We start from the raw sequence: 9,048 nt of genomic DNA on the forward strand, positions 1-9,048 counted from the left end.
GGCTCCACGGTGAAATAGGACACATCCCACCCGCCGAATGCGAGACCAACTACTACCGCGCAACCACCAAATTCCAGGTCACAACAACAACCTGAAGTCTCTACCGAACCCGGAACGGTTCAGTTGTTGTTGGCCGGGGTGGAGGGTGCTCCATTGGCTGCGTTGGGCTTTGGCCCACCGTTGGAGTGTGCCGGGGAGGGGTTGGTTCCTGCTGATCGTGGTGCGGTATTGCTGCCAGGTGCGGTGCCAGGTGTAGGGCCAGGGCGGGTTCCACCACGGGTCCAGGCTGGTGAGGGCGGTTGCGGTGGTGGTGGAGAGGGTGCCGGCGCGGGCTTTGCGGCGTTGCTGGCACAGCCATTGGCCGAGGGGGAAGCCGTCTTGTCGGGTGTGCTTGTCCGGGGTGAGGTGGCCGTGCCGGACGGCGTAGGCGCGTGCGTGGTGGAGTCCGGGGCTGGCGGGGTAGGAGCGTGTGGTCGGGGCGGGTCGTGTGTCTACGGCAGCGTGGGGTGTGATGCCGAGGTCGGTCAGGAGGTCCTGCTGGCCGGGGTGGAGATGTTCCCAGGACTCCTGCTGGACAAGGATCCAGCGGCACAGGCCTCGGGGGAGGTTCGTGGTCGCTACGCCCTCGGCGCCCGTAGCTGTCGCGCGGAGGCGGTGGTAGGTCTGTTGCCATGGCAGGGGCCAGGGTGGGTTCCACCACGGGTCGATCATGGTCAGGGCTTCGGCCCGGGTGGGGGAGAGGCGGTCCTGACGGGCGCGTCGTCGTTGCCAGGCCAGCCACTTCCCCAGCGGGAACCCGTCGAGGACGGTGCTGGCGGGCGAGGCGATATGGCCGTATTCGGCGGCGTAGGCGCGAGCTTGTGCGAGCGCAGTGTCCAGGAGACCGGGCTCGGTGCGGTCAACCGGTGGTTGGGTGGCTCGGGCTGTTTCGGCAGTGATGCCGATCTTGGTCAGGAGGCGGTGCTGTTCGGGGTGGAGTGTGCCGTATTCGGCGCACTGACGCTTCAGCCAGTCGGCCAGCTCCTTCTCAAGGCCGGCAATGCCGGTCCCACCGCCGTCGGCGGCGTACCGGGCCTGTGACCGCTGCCATACGCGGCTCCAATTGCGCTGCCACTCCAAGGGCCAGGTCGGATTCCACCATGGGTCGAGCGCTGTGAGGAGCGTGCTGACCGGCCATGTCCCGCCTGTCCTGCGATGGTGCTCCCGCGCCTGGTGGCGTTGTTCGCTCAGCCACCGGCCCAGCGGAAACCCCGCAGGACAAGCTTTCAGAGGGGTGGCGAGGTGGCCGTGTGCGGCGGCGTACGTGCTCGCGTGGGCCAGCCCGGGGCCGTACCGCAGAGCTGGGCGATGATCTCGTGGGGGCGGGCGGCGGTCTCGGCGGTGATGCCGATCTCCGCCAGCAGCTGCTGCTGAAGCGGATGCAACTGCTTGTAGCCGGTGCACTGTGCGGACAGCCACGTGGCCCAGCCGTCACTGCTCTCCGGCCAGCCCCTTTCTGCAGCCCCCTGGTGCCGGTCTCGGGCATGAGCGCGGATCCGGTGCCAGGTGCGCTGCCACGTCAAGGGCCACGGCGGGTTCCACCACACGTCGATCGCGTCGAGCACCTGAAGGTGCGCTGGTTCGTCCTGGCGGCGGGTGAGGCAACGCTGGGCAGTCAGCCACTTCCCGAGCAAAAACCCCTGGTAAGAGATGCTTTTGGTGGCCAGGGCCAGGCATCCGTGTTCGGCGACGAAGGCGCGCGCGCAGGCAACAGCCTTATCGATGCCCGCTGTCCGGCTCGTTCGGCGCGGGCGTGCGCTGTCGGCGGCCTGGGCCGTGAGGCCGATGTCGGCCAGCAGACGGCGCTGTTCGGGGTGGAGTGAGCTGTAGTCGGTGCACTGCAGGTACAGCCACTCCCCGGTCAGCACGTGGGTGTCGGCAAAGCCGTCGGCGGCGTTGAGGGGGCCGTGGCGCTGGACGTGGTCGCGGGCGCGGTAGTAGGAGCGCTGCCACTTCACCGACCAGGGGATGTTCCACCACGGATCCACCTCCTTCAGGGCGGCGGCCTTTTCTTCGGGCAGGGCCAGGGCGTGGGCCTGCTGGTTGTGCACCCATTTCCCCAGGGCGAAGGAACCGACTCGGGTGTCGCGTTGGGTGGCGAGGTGGCCGTGCTGGGCGGCGTAGGTGCGCGCGTGGGCCAGGCCGGCGGCGAAGGCCCCGTCGGCGTGCACGCTGTGGCCCCGCAGCCGTTTCTGAGCCGGCAGACCTTCTGTGCCCGCAGTCTGCCGACGATGGTAGCCCGCAAGAACGTCGGTGAGAGGCCGGGGCCGGAGCGCCAAGGGCACCTGCCACAGCCGCTGTTCGTCGTCTCCACTGCCGCCGTTGGTGCGGATGCACTGGTACGTCCAGGCAAACAGCGGTCCGTGGGTGCAGGCGGCCAGACGCTCGGTGAGCCACGGCCGCCGCAAGCGATGGCCCAGCTCGCTGGGCACGCACGGCACATCAGCCAACCGGTAAGGGAGGTGACCACCTCCGTCAGCAGCCACACGGAGCCGCCAGGCCCGGCTGGCCAGAAGCGTGGCGAGGGCGACGGTCTCTGGGTAGGTGACCAGATCCCGCGCCAGAATCCGCCACCGCTGAGGATCCTCACCCGCGGGCATGACCGCATCCAGCCGCACCGGCCACAGACGCTCCTCGGGCCACTTCTGCGCCCACCACCAGGCGGTGACCGCCTCAGCAACCTCGAACGCCGAACCAGCGACGGGGGAGCGGCGCAGCAGCCTGCGGTGATCCTCCTGCGCCTGGGCCACCTCCGGGCATCCGGCCAACCCGACGACACGTCCCCCGCTGCCAGGCACGCTCATCAGCCAGTACTGATGGCGTGGGCAGACTCGCTGGTGCGCCGCCAGGTACGCCCGGGCTGGTGCAATGCGGCCGGTCCGCGCGGCCACACAGCTCGGGCATGCCGGGCCCCAGGCGGCAACCGTCTCGACCCCGTTGTGGAGCCGGGCCGCCGGCCTTTCCTTCGAGGGGCCCAGCGGCTCCTCCCGCGTCCAGGCCGGCAACGCGCGGCGCAAGCCTCCCTGCGGCACACGACACAACGCCGCGACCCGGTCCCGGGCTGCGGCGTTCAAGAACACCTCACTGTCGTCCTGGAGAGCTCCGCCGACGCCCTGCTGGCCGGCTACTTCGGTAACCGATGACAGCAGACTCCGCACCGTCAGGCCGTACCTGTCCGCGATCCGCCCCAGGAACGACAGCGTCATCTCACCCTGCAGGGGAGCCACCCGAAAGGCGCCCGAGGCCAGCAACAGCTTCCTCCCATCCCGTCGCTTGTGACAACTGCGTGCTTCGGCTCAACAAGCAGGTGCTGGGCCTGCGGCCAGCGCCAGGTCAGTAGTCGAGGTCGAGGTAGTCGATGTCGTTGAGGGTGACGTCGGAGAGGCCCATGGCGCGGCTTCCGCCGTCTTGGAAGTAGATCTCCTTGAATCCCTCGGCGATGATCGCGCGCATCTCCTGGTCGCTGGCTCCAGCCTGGCGGGCGTCGAAGAGGCGTTGTGCGTAGGTGGGTGGGAGGTGGACGGTGAGGCGTCGGAAGCGTCCGTCGTCGGTGGTGCCGACTGGTGCGGTGTATCCGAAGCGGGCCCTGGTCTCCACTGTGATCCCGGTCGTGGCGGCAGCTTGCCGCTGCCGGCGTTTGCGGACCTGTGGCTGCCACCGCTGCCGTACGGCGGCGTCGATCCGTTCGGCGGTGGCCTGGGGCGGGTGCTTGCGTTCGCCCTTGCGGTAGCGCTCCACGGATCGTTGGCTGACCTCGATCTCCTGGGCAACGGCTTTGGTCGTCTTGAGCTGCTTGATCAGGAAGTTGATGCGTGCCTGGAGCGTCTTGGGCGGCTGGCGGGTGAAGGCTTCCCGGTCGGCGCGTTCGATGGCGTCGTCGATCTCACCGGCCACGGCTTACTCTCCTTCGTCCAAGACGGCGTCGCCGCCCTTGATGTGGCGGGCCGGGTTGAGGCCCTTCTCCGTGAGGTCGATCGCCCAGAGCATCTCCTGGACGCCTTCCACCTTGGCCAGGCCGGGCGTGGGCCCGAGGCGGAACCCTCCGGGCTGCGGCTTGCCCGAGGCGGCATACGGCAGGAAGTCCAGCGGCGAGGCGCCCGGCGAGGGGTAGACGACGCAGTCGGAGAGCACGGCGAGCGGGTAGAGCCCGGTCATCTTCACCATGTTGTTGAGCTTGCGGTGCATGTTGACCCGGGCCTTGCTGATGACGGCGGCCCGGATGTCGGGGCGCCAGGTCGGCCGCTCCAGGGCCGGCCAACGCTCGCCCTCCTTATAGTGCTTGCCCTGGGGGCGCTCGCGGAGCTTGCCGACGCCGCCCTTCACCGTGGCCTTGATCGCGGACAGGACGGCGGCCAAGGCCGGGTCGACCTGCTTGTGCCGCTCCATCGCGGCAAGGAACTGGCGGTCGTCCAGGTCATTGGTGACGCCGAGGTCAGCGAGGGTGTCGACGTACGCGGTTTTGAGGCGGTCGTGCCACGGGTCCAGGTACGCGCCGGTCTCCCGGCGCAGATACGCCTCGATCGGGTGCACGTCGTAGCCGAGCTCCTGGGCGTAGGCGACGGTGTGCGTCTGGTACCAGGCAGGTCCCGTCGGGCGGGAGCCGTCCGGCGTGAACGGCGAGGGAAGGCGCGGGTCCAGCTCGATGTGGGACAGGTCGACCAGCCACGAGCCGGGGATCTTCGGGTTGAACTTCGGCCCGACGAAGTGGTCCGGGGCGCTGAGACCGACGACCAGGCGGGCCGCGGCGGCGAGGAAGGCGGTGTTGAGGTCCAGGCCGACCGCGAAGGGCATCAGGCACTCCTCATCGGAGAGCGAGTCCACCGGCCGCACCCACTGGTACGCCTCCTCGTTCAGGAACCCGCCCGTCCAGCCGGACTGCACGACGACGGGGTGTTCCGGGGTGGCCTCCGGCGGCGCCGGGTCCATCGGCTCCGTCCCCAAGCTGCCGGGGTTGTGGCCGGAGATCCAGTTCCCGGTCTCCGGATCACGCTCCGGCTTCGTCGGCGGGCGCAGCGCCGTCATCAGCTCCAGGCCCGAGACGGCCGTCGACCCGCGCGGGGTGATGACCCGCTGGGCGTACACGCCGAGGACGCGGGCGATGTCGGCCGGTTCCATCTCCGCCACGCCGGGCCAGGACCGCTCATCAAGGGCGTCCCACGACAGGATCGCCAGCTGCACGCACTGCCGCTCGCGGCCCTGCGCCTTGCGGTAGATCCGCGCCCATGGGCCGAAACCGCGCTGGGTGAGCTGCCACTTGGCCTTCGCGACCTGCTTGACGACGGGGTGGTCCTCCGGCAGGCGCAGGGAGCGGCGCTGCTCGTGGCCCTCCAGGCGCTCGGGCAGCCCGAGCTTCACGGTGGCCGCCGCCGTGAGGACGATCAGCGGGTCGGAGTCCTTGCCGTAGCGGTTCAGCTTCGGCGCACCGAGGCCGGACTCGCGCAGCGTCCACTCCACCAGCTCCACGATCGTGGTCGCCGGGCAGTCCAGCACCAGGCCGCTGACGCCGTACGCGCAGCCGTCACCGTCCAGGACCGCGAGCGGGCCGTGCGGGAACCGCGGGTCGGTCGCGGGCTTCGCCGCCTTCTTCGTGGCCGGACGCCGCGATGACGCAGCGGGCCGGATAGCGGGGCGCGCCGGCGCCGCAGCCGGAACGGCGGAAGCCTGCGGAGCATCCGCCGTCTCCACCCTGGACGCGGCCAGTTCGGTAGACGCTGCGGGCGCCGTCGCGGCAACCGAGGCTGCCGGAGCCGCGCCGGGGGCGGGGTACTTCGCAGCCCACCCCTTCAGCAGCCGCTGGTAGGCATCCAGGCGCGGCGACTTCGGCTCGCTGCGGCCGTTCTCCCAGTTCTTCACCGACTGGGTCGTGGTCTTCAACGCAGTGGCGAGGCGGGCCTGGGTGATGCCGGCCGCCTCACGCAGCCGGGCGCGCTCCGCCGGAGGCGGCAGGTGTGGCTCCTCATTCAACAGAGCGTCGACGGACGCGAACAGCTCTTCCTCAGATGCCATGACCCCTCACCCTCACTCCAGGCCAGCTTGCTTAACCACAAACTTATCCCAGACTTTAACCTTCCAGGGCCCATTCCAGCCCTAGCGCGGCGAGCGCGGCGAGTTTGTCAGTGGTGAGCTTCGCGCGGCGGCTCTTCTGGTTCATGACCCACACTCCAAGCCGGACTTCGACCCCGTCCTCCAGCAGCTCTACGTGGGCCCTGGGGACCTTCACAGAGCCTGTGCGGGCTCTGTACTGCGCGAGGGCCGCCGCGCCCCGCTCGAACGTCGTGGAAGCCCTTGTGGGCCTCTCCGCTTCCGGGGCGAGCGGTGTGATGCCGAGCTGCTCCAGGCGCTCGCGCTGTCCGTCGGTCAGGGCCTGCCAGACCTTCGGCGTCCGCTGCCGGGCCAGCCACTTCCCGATGTCCATACCGTGGACCGTGAATCCGGGCAGGACTTCCGCCTGGCCCTCTTCGTCGGACACCAGCTCGCGAAGGGCGGCGTAGTGCCGCTGCCACTCCGCCGACCACGACGGGTTCCAGTCCTCGTCCACGGCCAGAAGCGCGGCCTCCCACTCCGGGTGACCGTCCAACGCGCCGGGACGCCGCAAATTGCTCAACCACTGTCCCACCGGCCTGGACAAAGCCACTGCGGACCTCGGAGCACAGAGGGTCCAGTACTGGTCGTAGTACGCTTTCGCGGCCTCCAGGTTCTCCTGGAACCGCTCATCGGCCAAGGACCACACCATGTCGAGCTTCTCCAGCCGCCGGGCGCGCTGCCCGGTCATCTGCCCGGCCCCGAACGCCCGCCGCTGCTCCGCCACCCACGTCCCCAGCGGAAATGCGCCCTCCTTGTGCCCGTACGGCACTCGGGCATGACCCTCACGCTCCGTGAACTCCTTGAGCTTCGCCCAGCCGCGCGCCCAGTCCTGCCGCTCCGTGTCGATCACATTGAAGGACACCCAGTTCGCGACCATCACCGGATCACGCGGAGCGGCAAAACGAAGCAGTAATCTGGTTTCTTCCTCACCATCACCGGGCGCGACACCAATGGATTCGGAGGGCTGCACGACGTCCTTCTGAGGTTCCTGCGGGATCGCCAGCAACTCCACTGCCTCTTCGTCGTGAGCCCGCAGACCTTCCAATACCTTCACCAAAGGTCGGTATGAACCCGAGGTGAACATATCCTCCGGCGATTCATCGGGCTGGAGAAATACCGGCACAATCAAAGAGGCGAGCTTTCCCTCTCCGGGCTTCTGACGCAGTGCGCGGCCGATCGCCTGCACGATGTCGTGCGGCGCGCCCTTGGGGTCCAACAGTGCCACGGAGTCCACGGCCCGGATGTCCACGCCCTCGCCCAGGACGCGGCAGTTGGAAAGCACGGCCCGCCGGGCGGTGGTACCGAACCTGCCCAGCACCTCCCGCCGACGCTCCGGGACGTGCTCGCCGCACAGCCAGTCCGCCCAGATCTCCGCCGGGTACTTCTCCGGCTGGTCGGCGTGCAGCCGCTTGGCCACACGCTCCAGGCCCTCCGCGTACGCCTGTGCCTCTATGGTCCGGTGATGGAAGGTGATGCAGGTCTGGAGGTTGTGCTGCTCCATCGTGTGCAGCAGCGCGGCCTGGAGCGCACCGAGGCGCTGCCCGCGCACCTCCTCGGTGCGCCGCTCCTCGCCCATCAGCCGCTCGGGCGTCACGACCGGGTCCTGAAGCTCCAGGACGATGATCTGGTACCGCGCCAACAGCTTCCGCGACACCGCCGACGCCAGCGACAGCTTGTACAGGACCGGCCCGAAGACCTTCTCGTCATCCATGGAGGCCGCCATCTCCCGCGGCAGCGGGTCACGCACCCCCTCGGCGACCTCGCGGTTCAGCCGCTCCTCCCAGATCCGCGGCGTCGCCGTCAGATACAGCCGGCGGTGCGCCGGGATCTTCGTCTGGTCGTGGATGTCCGCCCACGCCTTACCCATCGACCCACTGGTCCGGTGCGCCTCATCCACCACCGCCAGGTCCACCGGGGCGAGCTTCTGACCGTAGGCACCCTCGAACGCCTCCACCAGCACGCCTAGCGACGCGTAGGTGGCGTAGATGATCACCGGCCCTGCCGAGTGCCACAGCGCCAGCTGCACCGGGTTGGTGGTGGACCGCACCCCCAGGTGCCACAGCTCCGGATCGTCCAGCGGCGAACACACCATGACCGCCGGCCCCTTGTGCCCGACCCCGCTCCACGCCTTCACCGTCTGCGCCAGGAGATCCAGGGTCGGCACCACAACGAGAACGCGGCCCTTGGGTACAATCCGCTTTGCGGAGGCCGCCGCGATGATGGTCTTTCCCGTCCCACACGCGGCGTGCACCTGTCCGCGCAGACCATTCCAGGGAATGCCGCCCGGCGGGATATCAAGGCCGCGCACGATGGCGGCTACAGCCTCAATCTGGTTTTCACGCAGTTTCACGGCCATTCCCGTGTTCTCCTTTTCGCGGAATGCGGCGTATAACAGGAATGAGAGTCCGGCGCGGTGAGTGGCGGGCCAGGGTGGTGGTGTCTGGTCCCAGACTCTACACAGTCAGCATCAGTGATGCATTACCCATGCGACAGCTTCCCCCTCTAGGCTGATACTAGGCCAAATCTCGCCCTGCTGACACGGTTCATGGGGTATGCTGACGGGGGATTGGTCAACGTGAGCGGCTGATTTCTAGTATGAGGAGAGGTTCGGGTGGAGCGCAGCGGAGCCCGTCACTGCGGTGGGGCCGGCACCCTGTCAGGCACATGGTCCGTCACTCTCGTTGCGGGGGTGGTGCGTAGTAACCCCAAGCCCTACACAGGTCCGCGCGTGATGCACCTCCCCTTGCCGCCAGCCCAGGCAACCGCGCTTGCGCGGGTGCCCACAATTCGCGCTTGCGCGAATTGCCCTGCCTTTTGAATTCCGCTTGCGGAATTCTATTCCGGCGCTTGCGCCGGAATCCGAATTGCGCTTGCGCAATTCGCACTTTATGCCCCGGCTTGCCGGGGCATAACCCGCTCCGCGGG

The 9,048-nt window shown here is 68.7% G+C and carries 5 protein-coding genes; all 5 read right to left on the bottom strand.

The window, feature by feature from the left end; translation table 11 throughout:
* Positions 1-78: 78 nt before the first annotated feature.
* Positions 79-1,119: a helicase associated domain-containing protein gene (locus ABEB00_RS30030; RefSeq protein WP_345623716.1), complete on the bottom strand. Its 1,041-nt coding sequence runs from the start codon at positions 1,117-1,119 to the stop codon at positions 79-81.
* A gap of 146 nt (positions 1,120-1,265) precedes the next feature.
* Complete coding sequence (locus tag ABEB00_RS30035; protein WP_425586592.1) at positions 1,266-3,266, bottom strand: Helicase associated domain protein; 2,001 nt, start codon at positions 3,264-3,266, stop codon at positions 1,266-1,268.
* A 106-nt stretch (positions 3,267-3,372) separates the two neighbouring features.
* Entirely contained in the window at positions 3,373-3,933 is a 561-nt protein-coding gene (gene tpg, locus ABEB00_RS30040; RefSeq protein WP_345623713.1) for a telomere-protecting terminal protein Tpg, read from the bottom strand.
* A 3-nt stretch (positions 3,934-3,936) separates the two neighbouring features.
* Positions 3,937-6,045, bottom strand: a complete 2,109-nt coding sequence (tap, locus tag ABEB00_RS30045) for a telomere-associated protein Tap (RefSeq protein WP_345623714.1) — start codon at positions 6,043-6,045, stop codon at positions 3,937-3,939.
* A 55-nt stretch (positions 6,046-6,100) separates the two neighbouring features.
* On the bottom strand, positions 6,101-8,479 hold the full coding sequence (locus tag ABEB00_RS30050) for a DEAD/DEAH box helicase (RefSeq protein ID WP_345623715.1): 2,379 nt from the start codon (positions 8,477-8,479) through the stop codon (positions 6,101-6,103).
* Between the last annotated feature and the right edge of the window lie 569 nt (positions 8,480-9,048).

This window comes from Streptomyces ziwulingensis (assembly GCF_039542605.1).
GTDB classification, from domain to species: Bacteria; Actinomycetota; Actinomycetes; order Streptomycetales; family Streptomycetaceae; genus Streptomyces; species Streptomyces ziwulingensis.

Coding starts and splice junctions, on each gene's coding strand:
- tap (WP_345623714.1), bottom strand. CDS start 6,045: ATGGCATCTGAGGAAGAGCTGTTCGCGTCCGTCGACGCTCTGTTGAAT.
- ABEB00_RS30050 (WP_345623715.1), bottom strand. CDS start 8,479: ATGGCCGTGAAACTGCGTGAAAACCAGATTGAGGCTGTAGCCGCCATC.